Source organism: Acinetobacter sp. YH12129, from assembly GCF_013418685.1.
Classification (GTDB): Bacteria; Pseudomonadota; Gammaproteobacteria; order Pseudomonadales; family Moraxellaceae; genus Acinetobacter; species Acinetobacter amyesii.
Window position 1 is genome coordinate 1 of the sequence record NZ_VPBP01000037.1, and the last position, 22650, is coordinate 22650.

At 40.4% G+C, this 22650-nt stretch carries 19 protein-coding genes, 1 tRNA gene and 2 pseudogenes; 13 read left to right on the forward strand and 9 right to left on the reverse strand.

Going from position 1 to position 22650, the window contains the following annotated elements; all coding sequences use genetic code 11:
* Both FTU65_RS16400 and FTU65_RS14135 read right to left on the reverse strand, forming a co-directional pair.
* Positions 1-142: pseudogene (locus FTU65_RS16400) on the reverse strand (hypothetical protein); the annotation flags it as partial.
* A 138-nt stretch (positions 143-280) separates the two neighbouring features.
* A pseudogene (locus FTU65_RS14135) lies at positions 281-1123 on the reverse strand (MBL fold metallo-hydrolase); the annotation flags it as partial.
* A gap of 261 nt (positions 1124-1384) precedes the next feature.
* Here FTU65_RS14135 and FTU65_RS14140 point away from each other — a divergent pair.
* Entirely contained in the window at positions 1385-1759 is a 375-nt protein-coding gene (locus FTU65_RS14140) for a diacylglycerol kinase (protein ID WP_180065044.1), read from the forward strand.
* A 140-nt stretch (positions 1760-1899) separates the two neighbouring features.
* Here FTU65_RS14140 and FTU65_RS14145 read toward each other — a convergent pair whose 3' ends face one another.
* The gene (locus FTU65_RS14145) at positions 1900-3504 is read right to left on the reverse strand and encodes an isocitrate lyase (RefSeq protein WP_168378085.1); all 1605 of its coding nucleotides are present in this window, start codon (positions 3502-3504) and stop codon (positions 1900-1902) included.
* Between the two features lie 684 nt (positions 3505-4188).
* Here FTU65_RS14145 and FTU65_RS14150 point away from each other — a divergent pair.
* From FTU65_RS14150 to FTU65_RS14165, 4 genes are all read left to right on the forward strand, one after another.
* Positions 4189-5181: a LysR family transcriptional regulator gene (locus FTU65_RS14150; RefSeq protein WP_078191331.1), complete on the forward strand. Its 993-nt coding sequence runs from the start codon at positions 4189-4191 to the stop codon at positions 5179-5181.
* A gap of 129 nt (positions 5182-5310) precedes the next feature.
* Positions 5311-6639, forward strand: a complete 1329-nt coding sequence (locus FTU65_RS14155) for a hemolysin family protein (protein WP_078191332.1) — start codon at positions 5311-5313, stop codon at positions 6637-6639.
* 54 nt (positions 6640-6693) lie between these two features.
* Positions 6694-6972 (forward strand): hypothetical protein, encoded by a 279-nt coding sequence (locus FTU65_RS14160; protein ID WP_078191333.1) that lies wholly within the window; start codon positions 6694-6696, stop codon positions 6970-6972.
* 267 nt (positions 6973-7239) lie between these two features.
* Positions 7240-8574, forward strand: a complete 1335-nt coding sequence (locus FTU65_RS14165; protein WP_180066957.1) for a CitMHS family transporter — start codon at positions 7240-7242, stop codon at positions 8572-8574.
* A gap of 102 nt (positions 8575-8676) precedes the next feature.
* Here FTU65_RS14165 and FTU65_RS14170 read toward each other — a convergent pair whose 3' ends face one another.
* Positions 8677-9183, reverse strand: a complete 507-nt coding sequence (locus FTU65_RS14170) for a hypothetical protein (RefSeq protein ID WP_180010006.1) — start codon at positions 9181-9183, stop codon at positions 8677-8679.
* A 195-nt stretch (positions 9184-9378) separates the two neighbouring features.
* Here FTU65_RS14170 and FTU65_RS14175 point away from each other — a divergent pair, with 195 nt between their 5' ends.
* The 3 genes from FTU65_RS14175 (at position 9379) to FTU65_RS14185 (ending at position 10957) form a co-directional block, all read left to right on the forward strand.
* Positions 9379-10113 (forward strand): hypothetical protein, encoded by a 735-nt coding sequence (locus tag FTU65_RS14175; protein WP_180010007.1) that lies wholly within the window; start codon positions 9379-9381, stop codon positions 10111-10113.
* Between the two features lie 169 nt (positions 10114-10282).
* Positions 10283-10368: transfer RNA gene (locus FTU65_RS14180), tRNA-Leu, on the forward strand.
* A gap of 88 nt (positions 10369-10456) precedes the next feature.
* Positions 10457-10957 (forward strand): hypothetical protein, encoded by a 501-nt coding sequence (locus FTU65_RS14185; protein ID WP_180010008.1) that lies wholly within the window; start codon positions 10457-10459, stop codon positions 10955-10957.
* Between the two features lie 228 nt (positions 10958-11185).
* Here FTU65_RS14185 and FTU65_RS14190 read toward each other — a convergent pair whose 3' ends face one another.
* From FTU65_RS14190 to rlmE, 4 genes are all read right to left on the reverse strand, one after another.
* Positions 11186-11500 carry a DUF5713 family protein gene (locus tag FTU65_RS14190; protein WP_078191338.1) on the reverse strand — a complete coding sequence of 105 codons (315 nt, stop codon included), beginning with the start codon at positions 11498-11500 and terminating at the stop codon, positions 11186-11188.
* Between the two features lie 87 nt (positions 11501-11587).
* Positions 11588-12442, reverse strand: a complete 855-nt coding sequence (folP, locus tag FTU65_RS14195) for a dihydropteroate synthase (protein WP_218946127.1) — start codon at positions 12440-12442, stop codon at positions 11588-11590.
* Positions 12443-12554: 112 nt separating this feature from the next.
* The gene (gene ftsH, locus FTU65_RS14200; RefSeq protein ID WP_078191443.1) at positions 12555-14453 is read right to left on the reverse strand and encodes an ATP-dependent zinc metalloprotease FtsH; all 1899 of its coding nucleotides are present in this window, start codon (positions 14451-14453) and stop codon (positions 12555-12557) included.
* 136 nt (positions 14454-14589) lie between these two features.
* Positions 14590-15240 (reverse strand): 23S rRNA (uridine(2552)-2'-O)-methyltransferase RlmE, encoded by a 651-nt coding sequence (rlmE, locus tag FTU65_RS14205; RefSeq protein ID WP_078192159.1) that lies wholly within the window; start codon positions 15238-15240, stop codon positions 14590-14592.
* 195 nt (positions 15241-15435) lie between these two features.
* Here rlmE and FTU65_RS14210 point away from each other — a divergent pair, with 195 nt between their 5' ends.
* Entirely contained in the window at positions 15436-15759 is a 324-nt protein-coding gene (locus FTU65_RS14210) for a YhbY family RNA-binding protein (RefSeq protein ID WP_078191340.1), read from the forward strand.
* Positions 15760-15765: 6 nt separating this feature from the next.
* Positions 15766-16305 carry a DOMON-like domain-containing protein gene (locus FTU65_RS14215; protein ID WP_180065045.1) on the forward strand — a complete coding sequence of 180 codons (540 nt, stop codon included), beginning with the start codon at positions 15766-15768 and terminating at the stop codon, positions 16303-16305.
* Positions 16306-16502: 197 nt separating this feature from the next.
* Here FTU65_RS14215 and FTU65_RS14220 read toward each other — a convergent pair whose 3' ends face one another.
* Positions 16503-16988 carry a hypothetical protein gene (locus FTU65_RS14220; protein WP_180065046.1) on the reverse strand — a complete coding sequence of 162 codons (486 nt, stop codon included), beginning with the start codon at positions 16986-16988 and terminating at the stop codon, positions 16503-16505.
* Between the two features lie 310 nt (positions 16989-17298).
* On the opposite strand from FTU65_RS14220, the gene carA reads away from it, so the two are divergent.
* The 3 genes from carA (at position 17299) to greA (ending at position 22269) form a co-directional block, all read left to right on the forward strand.
* Entirely contained in the window at positions 17299-18441 is a 1143-nt protein-coding gene (gene carA / locus FTU65_RS14225; RefSeq protein WP_067764227.1) for a glutamine-hydrolyzing carbamoyl-phosphate synthase small subunit, read from the forward strand.
* A gap of 13 nt (positions 18442-18454) precedes the next feature.
* Positions 18455-21685, forward strand: a complete 3231-nt coding sequence (carB, locus tag FTU65_RS14230) for a carbamoyl-phosphate synthase large subunit (RefSeq protein ID WP_180010010.1) — start codon at positions 18455-18457, stop codon at positions 21683-21685.
* Positions 21686-21792: 107 nt separating this feature from the next.
* Positions 21793-22269: a transcription elongation factor GreA gene (greA, locus tag FTU65_RS14235; RefSeq protein ID WP_180010011.1), complete on the forward strand. Its 477-nt coding sequence runs from the start codon at positions 21793-21795 to the stop codon at positions 22267-22269.
* Positions 22270-22650: the final 381 nt, after the last annotated feature.

Sequence of the window (22650 nt, forward strand, 5' to 3'; positions counted from 1 at the left end):
CAGCTGTCGGAGCTGTCGGAGCTGTCGGAGCTGTCGGAGCTGTCGGAGCTGTCGGAGCTGTCGGAGCTGTCGGAGCTGTCGGAGCTGTCGGAGCTGTCGGAGCTGTCGGAGCTGTCGGAGCTGTCGGAGCTGTCGGAGCTGTCGGAGCTAAATTTAGCGGGTTCCAACGGAACTGACCATCATTTATTTCACTAATTTTACCAATACCCGGAAATGGTAAATGTGCAAATGCAACGAAGGTTTGCTCTTGAGCAAAACGTTTAAAAATTGCTAAACGAGTTTCACTGGCTTTGACCGGATCGACATCAAAATCGACAGATAATTTGGGTTGTTCAAACTGTAAATGATACGAATGAACCACATCGCCGAGGATAGCAAAACTTTTAGCTTGCGACTTTAAGATAAAAGAATAATGCCCTGGTGTATGCCCAACACTCGGTAGTACTTCTAATCCATTAATCACAGAACCAACGCTAAAAGTCTTAAAACTCCGCATGGTCTGATAAGGCGCAATCGCAGCTTTAATTTTTGCAACGGTCGCTAAATAACCGTCACGTTTTTCGGCAGCTAAAGTGTCAACGGTGTTTTCACTTAACCAATACTGACTTTCTTGTTCATTGACGTAAACCGTTGCATTTGGAAACACGGCCTTGCCTTGTTTCGCAATGCCACATGCATGATCTGGATGTAAATGGGTTAAGAATACACTGCGTACACGATTAAGCTTATAGCCAGCTGCTTCAATATTTTGTGCAATAGAACCTAAGTTCGGACCAAAACAACTGGCTGCACCACTATCGACAAGACTGATGCCGCCTTGTCCATCATCAATCAGGTAGGCATTGACACTGGTTTGTATGCCTTTGCTCTGATCAACCGCAACCTTTTGAAATAAGGCACTGACTTCTTCTGGAGTTAAGTTTTGTTTAAACAAATCAGGACTTAATTCGAGTGTCCCATCTTTTAAAGCAATGACTTTATACGCACCCACTTGGAAAGAATAAAATCCCACGGGCTGAGTCACATTCGTTTTGATTTCCGTTTGAATAAATGCCGGCTCTGCACTGACAAACTGGTTGGTTAAAAGTGTTGCTGCAAGCACAGCAAAACTAAAATTTTTCATTGTTGACCTATATCACTTTTATTATTTCATGCAATGAAGCAAATGCTTTAAAATTAAAAAATTTAAACGCCTGTATTGTGCCTGAAATTCAGGCAGATTTTAAGTCTAATAATGAATAAACATAGCACTAACTTGATACAGGCTTATGTAAATCCCCTTAAATTTTTAGGCCCAATAAAATAAAAACTGAATGCAAGAAAACTTTAAGCTTGGCATGCTATATTTTCGCCAGTTTTTAAATCTATACGTCTGTACAGTGCTATGAGTGAAATTTCCCCGTTTAAAGGCAAATCTGGATTTAAACGAATTTTAAATGCAACGCAATATTCCCTCGACGGATTCAAAGCTGCTTATCAAAATGAAGCTGCATTTCGACAAATTGTCTGGATGAATATTGTGCTTATTCCTACCAGTTATTTTCTCGATGTGAGTCGTGCTGAACATGCCCTTATGGTAGTGGTGTGCTTATTTGCCTTGATAGTTGAGTTATTCAATTCTGCCATTGAAGCCGTTGTCGACCGCGTATCTTTAGACAAGCATCCACTTTCTAAAATTGCAAAAGATATGGGGAGTGCCGCTCAATTTGTCGCTTTAGCAATTATTTTTTTTACTTGGTTAATTATCCTTTTGCCTTAAATAAAGGCTGTCTCACTCTATTTGCAGGGTTATGCCCTGCTTTTTTATATCGACACACTTTAATAAATGGATTTAAGAAGATTTTAAAGCCATAAAAAAACCCAGCTTTCGCTGGGCTTTTTTTCGAATCAGTTCAATGCTTAGTGAGCAGCGAATTGGTTCATTGTGTTTTTCGCATCGTCACCCGCTTTAAGCGCGTTGTCACCAGCGAAGATTTCTTTGTGGTCGTCACCGATGTCAGAACCAGCCATTGCTTGGTGTTTAACACAAGAAATCGTACCGCGGATTTCTTTACGTTGAACGCCAGCTACATAAGCAAGCATACCTTGGTCGCCGAAGTAACCTTGAGCAAGCTCGTGAGTAGAAAGAGCAGCTGTATGGTAAGTCGGAAGTGTGATCAAGTGATGGAACACGCCCGCTTCACGAGAAGCATCAGCTTGGAACGTACGAACTTTTTCGTCAGCTTCAGCAGCTAATTCAGAGTTATCGTATTCAGCGCTCATTAGTTTAGCACGGTCGTAAGCAGAAACGTCTTTACCTTCAGCAACCCAACGGTCGTAAGCTTGTTGACGGAAGTTTAAAGTCCAGTTGAATGAAGGCGAGTTGTTATAAACAAGTTTCGCATTTGGAACTGTTTCTTTAACACGGTTAACCATGTGAGCGATTTCTTCAACGTTTGGAGTCGCAGTTTCGATCCAAAGAAGGTCAGCACCATTTTGAAGGCTAGATACACAGTCAAGTACAACGCGGTCAATTTGCGTGTCTGGACGGAACTGGTACAAGCCAGAAGCAAGACGTTTTGGACGGTGAAGTTTACCGTTACGCTTGATTAGGATTTCGTCTTCTTGAGCTTCTGAAATGTCAATTTCAGTTGTGTCTAAGTAGCTGATGTATTGAGAAGCGATGTCGCCTGGCTCTTTAACCACTGGGATTTTTTGAGTCAAGTCAGCGCCTTCAGAGTCAGTACGAGCAACGATGATACCGTCATCAAGACCCATTTCTAAGAATGCATAGCGAAGAGCGTGGATTTTCGCGATGAAGTCTTCGTGTGGAACTGTAACTTTACCAGCTTGGTGACCACATTGTTTAGCGTCAGATACTTGGTTTTCGATTTGAAGTGCACAAGCACCCGCTTCGATCATTTTCTTAGCTAGTAAGTAAGTCGCTTCTTCGTTACCGAAACCAGCGTCGATGTCCGCAATAATTGGCACAACGTGAGTTTGGAAACCGTCGATTTGAGCAGTGATTTCAGCAGCTTTAGCAGTATCACCAGCTTCGTTTGCTTTTTTAAGCGCACGGAACAAGTCGTTTAATTCTTTCGCGTCAGCTTGACGTAGGAAAGTGTAGATTTCTTCGATCAATGCAGGTACTGAAGTTTTTTCGTGCATAGATTGGTCAGGAAGTGGACCGAATTCTGAACGAAGAGCTGCAACCATCCAACCTGAAAGGTAGATATAGCGACGTTCAGTTGTACCGAAGTATTTTTTGTTCGCAATCATTTTTTGTTGTGCGATAAAACCGTGCCAGCAACCTAATGATTGAGTGTATTTGCTAGAATCAGCATCATAAGCAGCCATATCACGACGCATAATAGCAGCTGTATATTTCGCAATGTCTAAACCAGTTTTGAAACGGTTTTGCATTTGCATACGTGCAGCATCTTCTGGGCTAATATCGCGCCAAGTGCTTCCGAATTTTGCTTTTAATTCACGGATTGCATCAATCGCTGTTAAGTATGTAGACATGATATGTTCCTGTAATAATATTAGGATTTTTCTGCAACGTAAGGCTAAAATCATACCCTCGAATGATTGTTCAGATTTAGAACACTTCGTTGCGATAGACACAGAGTAGATTGACTAAAAAAATTAATCCAATATTCTGCATTAATTTTCAGTATTTATTTAAAAAATATGTAGATTAAAGTCGTATTATAATAATTAACCAATATTCATAAGCATTTGTATTTAAATACTTTTATTAATATATTTTGCTAATTTTCTTGTCTATTTTTCAAACATTTTGATGAATTATTCTTCATTAGACTTAAGTCGACTGAGCATTCACTTTTAAAAAAAACAGCATTTTTTACGCCATTTTTGCCCAAATTTACCGAGCTAAATACTCGGTTATTCCGTCTTCAAATGATCATACAAATGAGATATTTCATCTAATTTTTTTGTTTTATGAATATCACTTCGCATAAACAAGATTGCTCCGTATTTTTATTTCATTTACTTAAAAATATCGGTCTAAACAGGTAATAAGTATTTAAGATAATATATGCTGGCACTTCAGCAAATTTGTCTTAAAACTGCCGATTTTTAGTACAAAAGTACACGTCATTTTTTCATCCATTTTTTACACAAGCCTTAGTAGTTATGGCATAATCAGATAAATTTCATGATTTTATTGTCGGTATTTATTTTATGAATCTGGAGCGGGTCGATCTCAATCTATTAATTTATCTTGATGTACTACTTCGTGAAAAAAATGTGACTCGTGCTGCCGAGCAACTGGGTGTAACTCAGCCTGCGATGAGTAATATTTTACGTCGTCTACGCAACTTATTTAATGATCCACTTCTTATTCGTTCTTCAGAAGGTATGACACCTACAGAACGTGCACTTGAATTACAGCCACGTATCCGTGATGCACTTTCTGACCTTTCGATGATTTTGGAACCCCGTACCGAGTTCCGACCTTACACTTCAAATCGTGTCTTCCGCATCATGACTTCAGATTATGCTGAAGCAACACTGGTACCGCGCCTAGTAAAAGCTTTGCGCTCCGAAGCACCCAATGTGGTTCTGGATTTTTTAACGCCTAGTGATGTGTCTTATCGAGATATGGAACAAGGTAAAGTCGACTTGGCGATTAACCGCTTTAATGAAATTCCGCAAAGTTTCCACCAAGTTTTGGTCTGGCGTGACAGTTTTTCATGCCTTTTAAATGCCAAGCACCCTGCTGCAAATAATTTAAACCTGAAAAGCTATCTAGATGCACAACACATTTGGGTATCTAAAACAGGTATGGGTGTCGGTTTTGGTGTCAATCCTGAAAAACAAGCGGGTCTAGGTTGGATTGATCAAGCCTTAGAACGTATTGGCCAAAAACGTAAAATTTCAGTTTTCACCCGTCATTATCAAATGCCAGGCTTATTGGCCTCGAATGTTGACTTGGTTGCGACTCTGCCAAGCCGTATTGCTCGCCTTCAAGCCAAAAGTCAAAACCTGTTACTTCGCGATCCACCATTCTATATTCCTGAATTTGAATTAAAAATGGCGTGGTGTCCTTTACTTCATCATCACCCTGCTCATCGCTGGTTGCGTCAACTTATTTTGTATGTTGCACGTCAAATGATTGAAGAAGAAAACCGCGAATACTTAATGAATAACTCTCAGTTTTCACAGTATCAGTAATTAACTCTTTAATTCCTTATTAATTCAAACGTATACTGTCACTATATAGGTAGTAGTTAAGACTACTACCTTGCCCATTTTTGTGTTAGAAATACAGAAAAATAGAATGAATCACAAACAGGTGTATTCGTGAGCCTTTTCCAAAATATTGTCATTATTATTCTCCTGATCGTCGGTGCGGGTTTTCTATCCTTAACAGAAATTGCCCTTGCGGGTGCACGAAAAGTAAAGCTTAAAATTTTGGCTGAATCTGGAGATTCACGTGCACAACGTGTGCTTGACTTACAAGCCAACTCAGCAGACTTTTTCGCCGCATCACAAATTGGCTTAAATGCCGTGGCAATTCTTGGCGGTATTTTGGGTGAAGGTGCATTTCGTCCTTATTTCATAACCTTAGTGACCCGTTTTTATCAGGGCCCGTGGACTGAAACCATAGGATTCACCCTGTCGTTTACCTTAGTCACCTCCTTATTCATTCTATTTGCTGATTTGATGCCAAAACGTTTGGCGATGATCGCACCTGAAAAAATTGCCGTCGCTGTTGTAGACCCGATTCAAATCTTTATTAAGGTATGTAAGCCAATGGCGTGGGTGATTAATGCCATTGCCAATTTGTTGTTTCGTTTATTCAAAGTGAATACAACACGTGATGACAATATTACCTTTGACGATATTTCAGCCGTGATGGATGCCGGTGCTCAAGCTGGTGTGTTACAAAAACAAGAACACCACTTTATTGAAAACGTATTTGAGCTGGAAGAACGTAACGTCCCTTCAAGTATGACTACACGTGAAAACGTGGTGTACTTTACCCTAAAAGAATCAGAAGCCAGTATTCGTCAAAAACTCGCCGAATTTCCATATTCGAAGTTTTTGGTCTGTAGTGAAAATATTGATGACGTGATTGGCTATGTAGATGCCAAAGATATTTTGGTTCGTATCCTCAACAATCAGTCACTTCTACAGCTCAATGAAAATACTATTCGTAATGTCCTCACGATTCCAGATACATTAACACTGTCTGAATTACTCGATCGCTTTCGTTCAACCAAAGAAAAATTTGCCGTAGTAATTAACGAATACGCGTTGGTTGTCGGCGTTATTACGCTCTCCGACATTATGATTACCGTGATGGGCGACTGGGTAACACCGATTGAAGCAGAACAACAAATTATTAAACGTGATGCGGATTCTTGGCTTATCGATGGCAGTACACCAATTGAAGATTTAAAGCATGCCCTCGCTTTAGATGAAATGCCGGATGAAGAAAACTATGAAACCCTTGCGGGCTTTATGATGTTTAAACTGCGTAAAATTCCACGTCCAGCTGACTTTGTTACTTATCATGGCTACAAATTTGAAGTTGTGGATGTAGACCACTTTAAAATTGACCAATTATTAGTGACCCGCTTACAACAGGCTGAAACTGAACTTGATACACCAGAAGAATCGGATTAATTCGATTCTTCTTTTTTCTAAAACAATAAAATATAAATACGATGGAATACGAAGATGTCTTTTTCACTTAAAGCGATTTTGACTTGCTTTAGTTTTTATACTGGGGCTTATCTGATCTATTATTTTTTCAAAGCTCATCCACAACCTTTATTTCTATTGCTCGGTGTTGCACTGATCGTCACTGCTTGGTTTTTAACACCTTATCCCTATGAACGCGGTCGACAACAATATGACGAAACCATGCGTTTTGGTCTGTTCTTTTATAATCCCTTAATTTTTTGGTTCCGATTTTTTAGTTGGCCGATTCGGACGCTACTGTCTATTTTTGCTTAAGCGCACTTATTGTGATTAAACTGTATAGGCACAGCATTTACAGTTCTCTACAGATGTTGAATAAATGTAAACAGAACACTTTTTTTGAATAAAAATTAAAATAAATCAAAAAATCCCTCTTCCCTAATACCTTCATTATTAATGACTATTTCTCATCAAAATAGTGATGTATTTCACATTTTATCACCTTTGTTTTGACTGATGAAATTTCTCTTTATGCTCTGCCCTTGGATTTAAAAACAGCTTTATATTTCAAAGGAATGAACCATGTTAACCGTACTCGGTTTGGGCATGATCTTGTGCTTTATGTATTTGATCATGTCGAAACGCTTAAGCCCACTTGTCGCACTGACTTTAATTCCCCTACTTTTTGCCTTGATTGCGTGGTTACTTGGTTTTTATTTTGACAGCTTGTCACACATACAAATAAATGAAATTGGCGACATGATGATTGAAGGTGTAAAAAAACTTGCACCGACTGGCATCATGCTGCTTTTTGCGATTCTGTATTTTGCCATCATGATTGATACCGGATTGTTCGACCCTTCGGTGAAATTTATTTTAAAAATGGTCAAAGGTGATCCCTTAAAAGTCGTTCTTGGAACCATTACCCTGACGTTAATTGTCTCTTTGGATGGAGATGGTTCTACAACATATATGATCTGTGTTGCGGCCATGCTGCCACTCTATAAGCGCTTAGGTATGAGCCCATTGATTATGGCATGTTTGATTATGCTCTCTAGTGGAATTATGAATCTTACACCTTGGGGTGGGCCTACTGCCCGCGCCGCCAGCGCGCTTCATGTCGACCCAAGTGATGTATTTGTTCCGATGGTTTTACCGATGTTATTTGCCATCGGCTGGTTGTACTTCTTAGGAACAATGTATGGTCGCATGGAAAGAAAGCGTCTAGGAATTGTCCAATTGGATATCAGCCATGGTGAAAACATTCAAATCTCAGATAATCCAGAAGCCAACCGCGCAGATCTACGTTGGTTTAATGCACTGTTAACCGTCGTTCTGATGATTTGTCTGGTTTTTAGTATTTTACCTATGCCTATTTTATTCATGGTGGCTTTATGTATTGCGCTAGTCGTCAACTACAAAAATGTCGACTTGCAGAAAAAGTTAATCGCACATCATGCAGGTAGTGCTTTAAACGTGGTCGGTATTATTTTTGCTGCAGGTATTTTTACCGGAATTTTAGCTGGCACAGGCATGGTAGAAGCCATGTCCAAACAACTTGTGGCAATTATCCCTGAAAGTATGGGTCCCTATTTAGCACCGATTACCGCTGTCATCAGTATGCCGATGACTTTCTTTATGTCGAATGATGCTTTCTATTTTGGGGTTTTGCCGATTCTTTCTGATGCTGCCGCTTATTATGGAATTGAACCTGTAGAAATGGCACGTGCCTCTATCGTAGGGCAACCTGTACACCTACTCTCTCCACTTGTTCCTTCGACCTATTTACTCTGTGGACTTGCAGGTATCGAGTTTGGACAACATCAGAAATTTACCATTATCTGGGCTGTAATCACGTGTTTTGTCATGTTAGCAGCAGGTCTGATCTTTGGAATGTTTCCGTTTTTTCGAGCTTAACTTAAAAAGTTAAAGATAAAAAAAGCACCATCAGGTGCTTTTTTTATGCTTAACAATACTGAACTAGCCAGTGTTTTACACTCACAGGTTCATTTGTAGTGATTAATGCTTTGAAATTAATGCTTCTAGAACTGCTTCATAATGAATACGAATGTCATCTTCTAAAATTTTATAGACATTGTCGAATTGCACCATTGGCCAGCCTTCTTTCCAAAATGGGAAAATATTATGCAGGTCATGAGTCACCGTTGCGTTTTCACGTACAATCGCTTGTGCAACTTGCGACAATACTTGTGCAGTTTCAGCACCATCAATCGCTAAATAATCGATACCACGAACTTTCAAAATACGGATACGATCTTTTTTGTAGCGGATTTTTTTACTTTGGCCTTCATTTAAGCCTAAAGCCAAAGTCACAGCTTCAACAAATTTATCTTCAAATGCTTGATTTAATTTTACCAAAGCTTGTTTGTGTGCTTCTTGACGACCAGCTTTTCCCCCACTACGAATCACTTCATTTGCTTCAGTATTTAAAACATCTGATTTCATCGACTGAAGAATGTCTAGAATTTCGATATCGCTTAATGTTTCAGGAGAATGATCAGTCATAAACTGCCTATAAAAACTTAATATTCAATAATCATGTATTTTCGCATAAAAGCAGCATGAAAACTGCGACCTTCGCTATAGAAATTGCGTTTTCTCTTATAATGTTCAGATATACAACATGATTTAGAAAAAAATTCTGTCAAAAATATCGAAATCAACTATATTACTTTCACGCTTTAATACTAACGTCACAATATGGCTCAAAAGAAACAGGCTGCGCTTTACCTTCAACAACTGAAACAGCAATATCCAGCAGCCTTTAAACATAATTATTTATTTTATAGCCAACTGAAAACTCAAGGCATTTTAGACGAACTCAAAGAGCTTATTCCTTGGGTTTTGGCGGCGATGATTTTTATTTCTTTGAGCATGAGTATTGGACATGCAGTGCAACTGTATTTTCCAGAAATGAGTGAGTTTCGATCTCATGGTATTGCTGTACTGAGTATTATGCTGTTTTTCATGCTGGTTGTACCCTTAGTCATCAAGCAAATCAAGCACAGTTCAATGTCACTGTATCAAAGTTTGAAGAATACGCCGTTCAGACTTGCGATCGTGATTTTATTACAGTTACTCAATATCGCCTTTTTACAAAGCACCTTTGTTCAATCTGTATTGTTCTTTTTCGCCATGAGTTTCGGCTTTGTGCGTTTTTATAAAGAAAATCTTTTCAAAGGTGGAAGTAACACGCAAGAATACTATTTTCTGCAAGAAACACGTCGTATTGCTTATTGGTCGTATAAACAAATGCTTAAAGCAAAATTACGTTTGACACTCAGTAATCCAAATCAAGCAAACTACAAGCGGTTATCTGAGCGCTTTACACAGTTCCAAAATTTGCACATACAAATACTACATCAGGAAAATCAGCTATGTAAAAAGCTAAAGCACCAAAATGTTGAACATTATCTTGATGAGTTAATGAAATAAGTCGGCGTTAATGAAGTGCAATAATCTTTCAATCACTGCTCAAAAAGTCATTCAATACATCACTAGTTTTGAATATTTTCAACTTATATGCACGAATTGATTGATTTTAAAACAAACACTATCAAATACACTTGCCAAGCTCCATTTCGTCCTCTATTATTGCGCACATGCCCGAGTGGTGAAATCGGTAGACACAGGGGATTTAAAATCCCCCGCCCACAAAGCGTGCCAGTTCGAGTCTGGCCTCGGGCACCATTCTTATACTTCTAAGATTGGTGCAATAAAAGATCCAGCAATTTGCTGGTTTTTTTATGCCTAAAATTTATAAATCTATTATTATTCAATGCCAATACCTTCAGATTTTGATCCCCCTGCACTACAACTCAAGCATCCCGATGCCTTTTATCAACGGCTGCTGTTTGCGCATTTTAAAATTATCAATCTAACGCCCACTGCACCCGTTTTAATCTTTAGCTTTTGCCTGATACTTTTTATCTCACTTGGCAGCGCAGTACTTGGCCAGATGCTTTCGACGGCATTTTCAATTCACGACCCAAACATGGCGTTTAATCTTGGTATATTGATTATTCTTCCTTTGATCTATTGCTATGTCTGGTATGCACATTATCAACCACGTTTTAGCAGCAAGTCCGCAGTTCAACGCCTGCAAATACAACTGTATCTCCTTGGCGGATTCACACTTATCCTCGCTATTAACTTTAAATATCTACAAACAGATGTATTAAACCTCATCAGTCTCTGCGGACTTTTTTTCAGTCTGTTTTTATGTGTATTTACTGAATTATTTTATAAACCTGAAAGCAGCGCCATTGAACGAGTATAACTACAAAAGCTTCGCCAACTGGCATATTGGTCTTATCAACAATCCTTAAAACAAAAAGTGCATCAAACGTATTTCTACGCCCTTCATCTACAAGCCATGCAAGAAGAACAGAAACTATCAACATCCATCAAATCATCGTTTAAAGATTTTATAGACAATGCTGAATAATTTTTTAAATCCCTAGACACAAAAAAGCCCTGTCACTACAGGGCTTTTTTTAAAGTTCAATTACCATTCTCGGTTAGCAACCAACTCTTCCATTTCAATATCCATATGGCCTTCATCTTGCAGCACCATCATCATGGCTTCTGCAATATAATCTGCAGCCGTATCATCCAAAGACGAATCTAAATCTTCAAATTGAGGTTTCATCTTATTGAGCTGTGCAACCGTTTCATTGGCAAAATGGTAGATATCAGTTGAACTTAAATCTGCTTTTGCAATTTTCTTCGCAAATTGAACAACCAATAACTTCACCTCTGCAACCAACACATCTGGGTAATATTCATCATCAAACATGGGTAGCAGTAAATCTGCAAACATACGAAACTCTATCACAAAACATTCAGGGCGCTTATATAACACAAATACTACAATTCACCAAATTTATTGGGATTCAGTATTTTCAAATCACACTGCATTCTGCATGGCTTGCCAAACACGTATCGCATCTACTGTTGCTTTGACGTCATGTGCGCGAACCATACATGCACCTTGTTGAATGCTGAGTAGATGCGCTGCAACCGAGCCTACAGCGCGATTTTGTGCATCTGCACCGCCAAGTGCTTCACCGATAAAACGCTTACGAGATAATGCCGACAGGATCGGATAGCCCATGTCATTCAATTGATAGAATTGCTGTAAAAGCTTTAAGTTTTGCTGCGCATTTTTAGCAAAACCAAAACCCGGATCAATCATAATATTTTCTGCACGCACGCCTGCGTCCAATGCATTTTGCACGCGTTGCTTTAATTCATCAATGACATCAGCCACAACATCTTGATACTGATCTAGATTATTCATCGTGGTGGGTTCGCCGCGCATATGCATAATGATCACTGGAATATCCAGTTTTGCAGCGGTTTCTAAGGCATTCGGCCGAGTTAATGCACGTACATCATTCCAGATATGCGCACCTGCCTGAACCGCTGCCTCAATCACCTCAGGTTGTGAGGTATCGATAGAAATCACTACATTGTGTTTAGATAAGGCTTCAACGACGGGTACGACCCGTCGAATTTCTTCTTCAACCTCAACAACAGATGCACCCGGACGTGTTGACTCACCACCGACATCAATCACTGTCGCACCATCCGCAATCATTTGTAAGGCATGTGCTATAGCTTGGTCTTTACCATTGTGTTTGCCACCATCACTAAAAGAGTCCGGTGTGACATTTAAAATTCCCATCACATGTGGCTCTGACAAATCTAATTGCAAATTACCACAGTTTAAAATTTTATTAGGCAAAGACACCAACTTCATAGTACACATCCCAGATTTTGCTGCGCTTATTTTAACGCTAAGTTTGCTCAGCATTTCGTTCACATGCATTTATTTTCATATAAAAAAACCACCCGAAGGTGGTTTTAAAATTTTATGCTTTTGGCAATGACGGTAATGGTGGTGGAACATCTGGACCATCCGTTGGTGTGACATCAATCACTGGATTTTCAGCGATGTACACTTTTGGTGGTTGAGGTTCACGTCCTTCCATAATGTCACGGATTTGATCACGATCAATGGTTTCCCATTCAAGCAATGCTTTCACCATGGCATGTGCGATATCTTTGTTATTTTCAAGAATATCGCGAGCAACTTTATATTGTTCATCTAAAATACGGCGAACTTCACGGTCAACTTCAAGCTGAGTTGCTTCAGAAATCACACGACTTCCTAAACCACCCATGAATGACTGCTGTGAATCATCTTCGTAAACCATGACGCCCATTTTATCGGACATACCGTATTTAGTAACCATTGCACGTGCCATTTTCGTTGCACGTTCAAAGTCATTTGAAGCACCAGTCGACATTTGGTTAATGAAGACTTCTTCTGCAATACGACCACCAAACAAAATTGAAAGTTCATTCAACATTTTGTCTTTGTAATGGCTGGTTTGGTCATGTTCAGGCAACTGCCAAGTCACACCAAGTGCCCAACCACGCGGCATAATTGTCACTTTATGCACAGGGTCTGTACCCGGCAAGATTTCAGCAACAATCGCATGACCTGCTTCATGATAAGCCGTCGCACGACGTTCTTCTTCGCGAATCACCATCGATTTACGTTCAGGACCCATGTAAAGCTTATCTTTTGCATCTTCAAAGTCATGCATATCGACCGTATTCTTGTTACGACGTGCAGCAAACAGTGCCGCTTCGTTTACAAGGTTAGCCAACTGTGCACCCGAGAAGCCCGGTGTACCACGTGCTAAGACTTTGACATCTACACCAGTCACAGAAGGTAATTTTTTCAAATGTACATTCAGGATTTGCTCACGACCTTTAATATCAGGTAGAGACACCATCACTTGACGGTCAAAACGACCTGGACGAAGTAAAGCTTTATCCAATACGTCAGCACGGTTTGTTGCAGCAATGACGATAATACCTTCGTTGCCTTCAAAACCATCCATTTCAACCAACATTTGGTTTAATGTTTGCTCACGCTCATCATTACCACCACCTGTACCTGAACCACGGTGACGACCAACGGCATCGATCTCATCGATGAAAATGATACATGGTGCATGACGCTTTGCTTGTTCAAACATGTCACGGACACGAGACGCACCCACACCCACGAACATTTCAACAAAGTCAGAACCCGAAATACTAAAGAACGGTACTTTCGCTTCACCCGCAATCGCTTTAGCAAGTAAAGTTTTACCTGTACCCGGAGGACCAACCATGAGCACGCCTTTCGGAATGCTTGCACCAAGTCGTTTGAACTTAGATGGATCTTTTAGGAAGTCAACGATTTCAACAACTTCTTGTTTAGCTTCATCACAGCCCGCAACATCAGTAAATGTCACTTTGATTTGGTCTTCAGACAGCATTTTTGCTTTTGACTTACCAAAACTCATTGGGCCATTCTTACCACCAGCTCCACCACCCATGTTGCGCATAAAGAACATGAATAACAGAATGATTAAAAGAACAGGGAAACTTGCAATCAGAAGTTGCATCAAAATACTTTGACGCTGTGGCGCTGTACCTTCAACAACAACATTGTTCTTGATTAGGTTCGGCATAAGTTCAGGATCTTGAACCGCAGGACGGATACTTTCAAACTCAGAACCGTTTGATTTTTCGCCACGAATTCTTTCGCCATCAATGGTGACTTGTTTAATCTGACCCGCATTTACGGCTGCCACGAACTCAGAATAGTTCATCGCGGTCGGTTGATTGCGGTCACTGACGTTGCTGAAGATTAAAACCAGCACGCCTAGGATAACCAGCCACAACACGGCATTCTTAAAAAGATCGCTCAAAGCTTTATTCCCATTTCTATCTAATTCGTTCAATCCCATTTACATGGGTGACTCTAATACTTACGCTGCAGAGTAGCTTCGCAATAATTTAAAAACGTACAAAATGCACAATTTTTAACGAGTTGGCAAGTAAACTTTACTTGAAAGCTTTCTTACGTCCCTGCCCGATTAAAAACACTTCTTTAGATCGAGCACGTGAAGCCGCCGGTTTTGCTGTTTTCAGCACATCAAATGTGTCTACAACTTGCTTACGGTATTCATCAAATCCAACACCTTGGAACACTTTAACAACAAACTGTCCATTTGGTCCAAGAACCTTTTGAGCAAAGTCGATTGCTAATTCACAAAGATAGATCTGACGCGGTTGATCTACAGCCTTATTACCTGATGTATTGGGGGCCATATCTGAAATTACAACGTCTACAGTACGTCCATCTAAAATTTTTAACAATTCATCGAACACTTCTTGTTCACGAAAGTCACCTTGCAAGAAGGTCACATCGGGTAAAGCATCCATGGGTAAAATATCAGAAGCAATTACCAAACCTTTGTCGCCAACAAGTTTACCGGCAATTTGCGACCAACTACCTGGTGCAGCACCTAAGTCAACAACGGTCATGCCTGGCTTGATCAATTTGTATTTTTCTTGAATTTCAAGCAATTTATAAGCGGCACGCGCACGATATCCTTCCTTTTGTGCTTTTTTCACAAAGGGGTCATCAAGATGCTCACGCATCCAGTCACGACTACTTTTGGATAATTTCTGGTTAGTAATGCGGGTAGCCATAACTCTCTAAATAAAAAAAACTTCTCAGTCTTGATTGTACGTGAAATTCAGCACTTTTGCAGTAGACATGTGTATCTAAAAAGCATCTTAAATCATGTTTTTTTCAATAATCTTCATCGAGAAAATGCCGATTAAATACAGCGCTTCAACTTTGATTTTGCTATACTAGGTCGTTTTTAAAATTAGGTTATATTTATGGCGGCTTTATCTATTCAAGAACGTAAACGCTTACGTCAAATTGGTCACACCCTAAACCCAGTTGTAATGGTTGCGGACAAAGGCTTATCAGAAAGCGTTGTTGAAGAATTAAACCGTGCGTTAAACGACCATGAGTTAATTAAAGTGAAAGTTGTGGCAGAAGACCGTGAAGCTCGTGCTGCAATGATTACTGAAATTGCGACTGTTTCAGGTTCTGAAGTTGTTCAAACGATTGGTAAGATTGCGTTGATTTACCGCAAAGCGGCAAAACAAAATGCAAAACTGTCTAACCTTGTTCGCTACGCACACCTGTCTAACTAAGCATTTATGGCAAGTTTCGAACTCAGCGCTTTTGATCGTCGCTTTCAGGCTGTATCAGTCGTTGGTGCTATCGAACAACAAAGCCCATATACTTTAAATGTGGGTTATTGGATTCGAGACCCAAACCAACTGATTCAATGGCCAGAATTGGTATCAGCTCACCCACGAATCGATTTTTTGTGGGAACAGACCTGCTTAGAAGTTTTTATTGGTGTACACAATGAAGACTTTTATCGTGAAATCAACCTCTCCCCTTCACAAGCTTGGCAGGCTTACCAGTTTGAAGAATATCGCTATCCAGAAGATATGCCGCCACAAGCTGCTTACGATATTGAACTGAATCAGTTGAAACGGACGCACTATGGCTTAAATGTCAGTCTTGATCTGACAGAATTTATGCTGAAGTACAAACTTAAATGGGAAGACCTATATCTAGGTTTAACCGCAGTATTACAAACCCCCGAGGGTGCGCAATACTATGCCATGCAGCACAGTAGCCCTAATGCAGACTTTCACAATAAACGTGATTGGTTGCATCAGTTCTAAATTGTGAAAAAAAGCAAAAGGTTTTCCTTTTGCTTTTTTATTGCTTGTAAATCGCTTCAAGTACAGCCATATCTACTGATTCGAAACTATCGCCAACAGTTATTCCGTTTAATCCGTATAGCCGATCTACACATGTTAAATAGACCATCCTATATGCTACTTTCAGACTTCATCAATATTCAGTCCTGAATTAAATCTTAGCTTTTTAAATCTGTAGTTTTGTCATTTACGTCTGCTTTAACTGGCACGACTTTTTTCCACGCTTCCAAAGTATGTTCTTTTGAACGTTTAAATGTTTCCGTTAAATGTTCTTTATGTTTACCCGAAATTTGAGTGACATCTTCTTTCAATTCTTTACCTAATTTTGAAAGGTCTTCAATCACGGTATTTAATTCAGTTTTTACAAACTCTTTAAGCTCGCCAAAATCTTTTTGAGAAGATCCAAATTGTGATTTCAACTGATCTAACTTTTGCAACAAATCTTGCTTAAGTTGGCGTAGCTGATCCTGCACACTGGCATTCAGCTGTTTTGCTTCAGCTTCAATTTTACTCGTACTGTCTGTGACCGCTTCAGTCGCCTGAACAGAGGCTTCTTTGGCAACTTGTTCCAATTTTTCTGCACCCTCTGCTACGACTTCTTTTAGGGAGGATTTAGCCGCTGCTTGTTTTTGTTGTGTAGCCATGACTGTGTACCTTTAGTTATTAGATGACATAACTACATTAGCCGAATTGATAAATTTTAATTTATGATTTGTCAGACAATAATTAATTGCTTACATTTTTTATGTATTTCCTTAAAACCAAACTTTCACTCGAAATACAACCCCTATATCTCACATATTCACGATTTTTAGAATGGACTTCACGCTCCATCATGCGTATAATGCAGTGTTAAGTTCAAGCGAGCAGACATAGGGAGGGTAGGTTTTTAAATAGCCTTCCTTTTTTTTCGTCTTCTCGCTTTTTTACAGCCTAAATTTCAGGAGCTTTGGTTTGAGCACCCCAGCAATTTTAGCCCTTGCCGACGGAACTATCTTTAAAGGTACTTCTATTGGCGCATCGGGTAGTACGACTGGTGAAGTCGTTTTTAATACAGCAATGACTGGCTATCAAGAAATTTTGACTGACCCTAGTTATGCACAACAACTTGTGACACTAACTTACCCACATATCGGTAACACAGGTTGTAATGATGAAGACGCTGAGTCAGGTCGAATTCATAAAGTATGGGCTAACGGATTGATCATTCGTGACCTACCTTTATTGCATAGCAACTTCCGTGCTGAGCAATCACTTGGTGATTACCTTGAACAACACAATGTTGTTGCTATTGCAGACATCGATACACGTAAATTAACGCGTATTCTGCGAGCAAAAGGTGCACAAAATGGTTGTATCCTTGCTGGCGAAAACATTACAGAAGAAGAAGCTTTAGCTAAAGCACGCGCTTTTGGTGGTTTAAATGGTTTAGACCTTGCAAAAGAATGCTGTGACCCTGAAGGCTTTGAATGGACTGAAGGTTCTTGGACATTAGGTAAAGGTTTCTCTCAGCCTGAAGCTAAATTCCATGTTATTGCATACGATTACGGTGTCAAAACCAACATCTTACGTATGCTCGCAGACCGCGGTTGTAAATTGACTGTCGTGCCTGCGCAAACTCCTGCTGCTGACGTACTTGCATTGAATCCAGATGGCGTGTTTTTATCGAACGGCCCCGGCGATCCAGCTGCATGTGACTACGCAATTGAAGCTGTAAAAACAATTGTAGAAGATGCTCGTAACGTACCTGTATTTGGTATTTGCTTGGGTCACCAAATTCTTGCACTTGCTTCAGGTGCTAAAACTGTGAAAATGCCTCACGGCCACCACGGTGCCAACCACCCTGTGCAAAACATGGAAACTGGTATTGTGATGATTACTTCGCAAAACCATGGCTTCGCAGTCGATGCAGAAACATTACCTGCAAACTTGAAAGCTACGCACAAATCACTGTTCGACCAAACCCTACAAGGTATTCACCGTACAGATAAACCTGCGTTCAGTTTCCAAGGTCACCCCGAAGCAAGCCCTGGTCCACATGACTGCGCACCATTGTTCGATCATTTCATCGAACTTATCGAAGCATCTAAGAAGTAATTAAGGAAGCATCATGGCTAAACGTACAGACATTAAAAGCATCTTAATTATTGGTGCTGGTCCGATTGTCATCGGTCAAGCATGTGAGTTTGACTACTCAGGTGCTCAAGCATGTAAAGCCCTTCGTGAAGAAGGCTACCGTGTTATTTTGGTAAACTCTAACCCAGCAACCATTATGACTGACCCTGCTATGGCAGACGCAACTTACATCGAGCCAATCACTTGGCAAACTGTAGCTGCAATCATTGAGAAAGAACGCCCAGACGCAGTTCTTCCTACAATGGGTGGTCAAACAGCATTGAACTGTGCACTTGCACTCGATGCCAACGGTATTTTAGAAAAATACAATGTTGAATTGATTGGCGCGACGAAAGAAGCAATCGAAAAAGCGGAAGACCGTAAACTTTTCGATATCGCAATGCGTAAAATCGGTTTGGAATGTCCTCGTGCTGATGTTGCAGAAGACATGGAACATGCTTTGGAAATCCAAGCACGTTTCGGCTTTCCTGTGATTATCCGTCCATCATTCACGATGGGTGGTTCAGGCGGCGGTATCGCATACAACCGTGAAGAGTTCATTGAAATCTGTGAACGTGGTTTCGACCTCTCTCCTACTCACCAACTATTGATCGATGAATCTTTAATTGGTTGGAAAGAGTACGAAATGGAAGTTGTTCGTGACAAAAACGACAACTGTATCATTGTATGTACAATCGAAAACTTTGATCCAATGGGCGTGCACACAGGTGACTCAATCACTGTTGCTCCTGCGCAAACATTGACAGACAAAGAATTCCAACTTTTACGTAATGCATCTTTAGCTGTACTTCGTGAAATTGGTGTTGAAACTGGCGGTTCGAACGTTCAGTTCGGTATCAACCCGAAAGACGGCCGTATGGTTGTGATCGAGATGAACCCACGTGTTTCTCGTTCATCTGCCCTTGCTTCTAAAGCAACTGGTTTCCCAATTGCGAAAATCGCGGCGAAATTGGCTGTCGGTTATACCCTTGATGAGTTGAAAAACGACATCACTGGCGGTACAACCCCTGCATCTTTCGAACCTGCGATCGACTATGTTGTAACGAAAATTCCTCGTTTCAACTTCGAGAAATTCCCGCAAGCTGACGCAACTTTGACGACTCAGATGAAATCTGTGGGTGAAGTCATGGCGATTGGCCGTAACTTCCAAGAGTCAGTACAAAAAGCGCTTCGTGGTCTTGAAGTCGGTGCTGCTGGCTTTGATGAAAAAATCGAAGTGGGTACTGAAGGCGCGAAAGAAAAAATCCTTCAAGAACTTAAAGTACCTGGTCCTGAGCGTATTTGGTACGTGGGCGATGCATTCCGTCATGGCTTTACACTTGATGAAGTGTTCGCTGCGACCAACATCGACCGTTGGTTCTTGATCCAAATCGAAGACATCATCAAAACTGAAAACCAAATCAAATCTTTAGGTTTCGGTGACTTAGACGCTGACAATATCCGTTCGTTCAAACGTAAAGGTTTATCTGACCTTCGTATTGCGAAATTGATGGGTATTTCACAAAAACAATTCCGTAAACACCGTTGGAACTTGGGCGTAACCCCTGTTTACAAACGTGTAGATACATGTGCTGCAGAATTCGAATCTGATACAGCTTACATGTATTCAACTTACGATGAAGAATGTGAAGCGAATCCGTCTACTCGCGACAAGATTATGGTCATCGGTGGTGGTCCTAACCGTATTGGTCAAGGTATCGAATTCGATTACTGCTGTGTACACGCTGCCCTTGCAATGCGTGATGACGGTTATGAAACTATCATGGTGAACTGTAACCCTGAAACAGTTTCTACGGATTACGACACATCAGATCGTTTGTACTTCGAACCAATCACATTGGAAGATGTACTTGAAATCGTACGTATCGAGAAACCTAAAGGCATTATCGTTCAGTACGGTGGTCAAACTCCGCTTAAATTGGCTCGTGCTTTAGAAGAAGCTGGTGCGCCAATTATCGGTACATCACCTGATGCAATTGACCGTGCAGAAGACCGTGAACGTTTCCAACAAATGATTCAACGTCTACAACTTCGTCAACCAAACAACAGCATCGTAAAATCTGCTGAAGAAGGTATGGCTGAAGCTGCGAAAGTTGGCTACCCACTTGTGGTACGTCCTTCTTACGTATTGGGTGGTCGTGCGATGGAAATCGTATATAACGACGAAGAATTGAAACGCTACTTACGTGATGCGGTTCAAGCATCTAACGAAGCGCCTGTTCTTCTTGACCACTTCCTCGATGACGCGATCGAAGTTGACGTAGACTGCGTATCTGACGGTAAAGACGTTGTGATTGGCGGTATCATGCAGCACATCGAACAAGCTGGTATTCACTCTGGTGACTCTGCATGTTCTATTCCTCCTTACTCTTTGTCTAAAGAGATTCAGGACGAAATGCGTCGTCAAACCATCGCAATGGCGAAAGAACTTGGCGTTATTGGTTTGATGAACGTACAGTTTGCTGTTAAAGGTAATGACGTTTACATCCTAGAAGTGAACCCACGTGCATCACGTACTGTTCCATTCGTATCTAAGTGCATTGGTGAATCTTTAGCGAAAGTTGCTGCGCGTTGTATGGCTGGTCAATCTTTAGAATCTCAAGGATTCACTACAGAGATTATTCCTGAACACTTCTCTGTAAAAGAAGCAGTGTTCCCATTCAACAAATTCCCTGGTGTTGACCCAATTCTTGGCCCTGAGATGAAATCTACAGGCGAAGTGATGGGTGTAGGTAAAACATTTGGTGAAGCGTTCTATAAAGCTGTGTTAGGCTCTAATGACCGTTTACCAGGCCTACCAACGGAAGGCGAAGTAAAACATGCATTCTTATCTGTTCGTCATTCTGACAAGCCTCGTGCTGTTGGTATTGCGAAACAGTTAACAGATCTTGGCTTCAAAGTCATCGCTACTGGCGGTACTTATGATGTGATTAAAGATGCTGGTATTGAATGTGAACGTGTGAACAAAGTGACTGAAGGCCGTCCTAATATCGTAGACCGCTTGAAAAATGGCGAAGTTCACCTCATTATCAATACAACTGAAGGCAAACAGGCTCAAGAAGATTCATTCTCGATCCGTCGCTCTGCATTACAAGGTAAAGTGTATTACACAACTACCCTTAACGGTGCTGATGCAGTATGCCAAGCTTTAGCAATCAAATTGCCAATGGATGTATACCGCTTACAAGACCTTACTAAAGGTTAATTAAGTTACCGAGAAGTCCCGCCACCTCTCGGTGGCGGGCTTTTTTTCATTTCTAGGTCAGTAAAAATTTTACTGATTTTTTCTTTTTACAAACATGAGGGACAACAATGCAACGTTATCCTATGACTCCTGAAGGCAAAGTAGCCTTAGAGAAAGAATTACATCAACTGAAAACTGTTGAACGTCCACGTATTACTGCAGCAATTGCTGAAGCGCGTGAACATGGGGATTTGAAAGAAAACGCTGAATACCACGCTGCTCGTGAGCAACAAGGTTTCTGTGAAGGCCGTATCCAAGATATCGAAGGTAAATTGGGTGCTTGCCAAGTGATTGATGTTAAATCACTTGAGCAAAATGGCCGTGTGGTTTTCGGTGTGACAGTGACCATTGAAAACTTAGATACTGAAGAACAAAAGACTTATAAAATCGTTGGTGATGACGAAGCAGATTTTAAAATCAACAAAATCTCTGTGAACTCTCCAATTGCGCGTGGTCTTTTGGGTAAAAACGAAGGCGACGATGTAAAAATCAACACACCACAAGGTGAAGTTGAGTACGAAGTTTCTAAAGTTGAATATCTTTAATTCATTAAGATAAGCAATTTTAAGCCCCTCTTTTGAGGGGTTTTTTATTGTTCTATGTTTTTGCTTAGCCCAATGTATGCTATCGAATGACCAAAATGTACGTTCAGCACTAATAGTCGACTGAATACGTCATTGTTCAAATGGCTTATTTCATTAAAGTATTATCTAAAACAAAAAGAGTCATAACACACGATGAAATTTGGACATGCAAGCCGAACAGCACAAGCTGCTGCTGCCATTCGCGCAAATCATTATCTATAGCCAAATCCTAAAAACTATAGAACAATAGAGATATGGGATATTCAAAAGATTTTAAAGACAAAGTCATAGAAATTATGATTCGAGATGAAATGTCTGTGCGAAAAGCAGCACAGCATTTTA

Bases quoted from the DNA above. Each gene is read 5' to 3' on its own strand.
- FTU65_RS14140 (WP_180065044.1), top strand. From the start codon at position 1,385: ATGAGTGAAATTTCCCCGTTTAAAGGCAAATCTGGATTTAAACGAATT.
- FTU65_RS14145 (WP_168378085.1), bottom strand. From the start codon at position 3,504: ATGTCTACATACTTAACAGCGATTGATGCAATCCGTGAATTAAAAGCA.
- FTU65_RS14150 (WP_078191331.1), top strand. From the start codon at position 4,189: ATGAATCTGGAGCGGGTCGATCTCAATCTATTAATTTATCTTGATGTA.
- FTU65_RS14160 (WP_078191333.1), top strand. From the start codon at position 6,694: ATGTCTTTTTCACTTAAAGCGATTTTGACTTGCTTTAGTTTTTATACT.
- FTU65_RS14165 (WP_180066957.1), top strand. From the start codon at position 7,240: ATGTTAACCGTACTCGGTTTGGGCATGATCTTGTGCTTTATGTATTTG.
- FTU65_RS14170 (WP_180010006.1), bottom strand. From the start codon at position 9,183: ATGACTGATCATTCTCCTGAAACATTAAGCGATATCGAAATTCTAGAC.
- FTU65_RS14175 (WP_180010007.1), top strand. From the start codon at position 9,379: ATGGCTCAAAAGAAACAGGCTGCGCTTTACCTTCAACAACTGAAACAG.
- FTU65_RS14185 (WP_180010008.1), top strand. From the start codon at position 10,457: ATGCCAATACCTTCAGATTTTGATCCCCCTGCACTACAACTCAAGCAT.
- FTU65_RS14190 (WP_078191338.1), bottom strand. From the start codon at position 11,500: ATGTTTGCAGATTTACTGCTACCCATGTTTGATGATGAATATTACCCA.
- folP (WP_218946127.1), bottom strand. From the start codon at position 12,442: ATGAAGTTGGTGTCTTTGCCTAATAAAATTTTAAACTGTGGTAATTTG.
- rlmE (WP_078192159.1), bottom strand. From the start codon at position 15,240: ATGGCTACCCGCATTACTAACCAGAAATTATCCAAAAGTAGTCGTGAC.
- FTU65_RS14210 (WP_078191340.1), top strand. From the start codon at position 15,436: ATGGCGGCTTTATCTATTCAAGAACGTAAACGCTTACGTCAAATTGGT.
- FTU65_RS14215 (WP_180065045.1), top strand. From the start codon at position 15,766: ATGGCAAGTTTCGAACTCAGCGCTTTTGATCGTCGCTTTCAGGCTGTA.
- FTU65_RS14220 (WP_180065046.1), bottom strand. From the start codon at position 16,988: ATGGCTACACAACAAAAACAAGCAGCGGCTAAATCCTCCCTAAAAGAA.
- carB (WP_180010010.1), top strand. From the start codon at position 18,455: ATGGCTAAACGTACAGACATTAAAAGCATCTTAATTATTGGTGCTGGT.
- greA (WP_180010011.1), top strand. From the start codon at position 21,793: ATGCAACGTTATCCTATGACTCCTGAAGGCAAAGTAGCCTTAGAGAAA.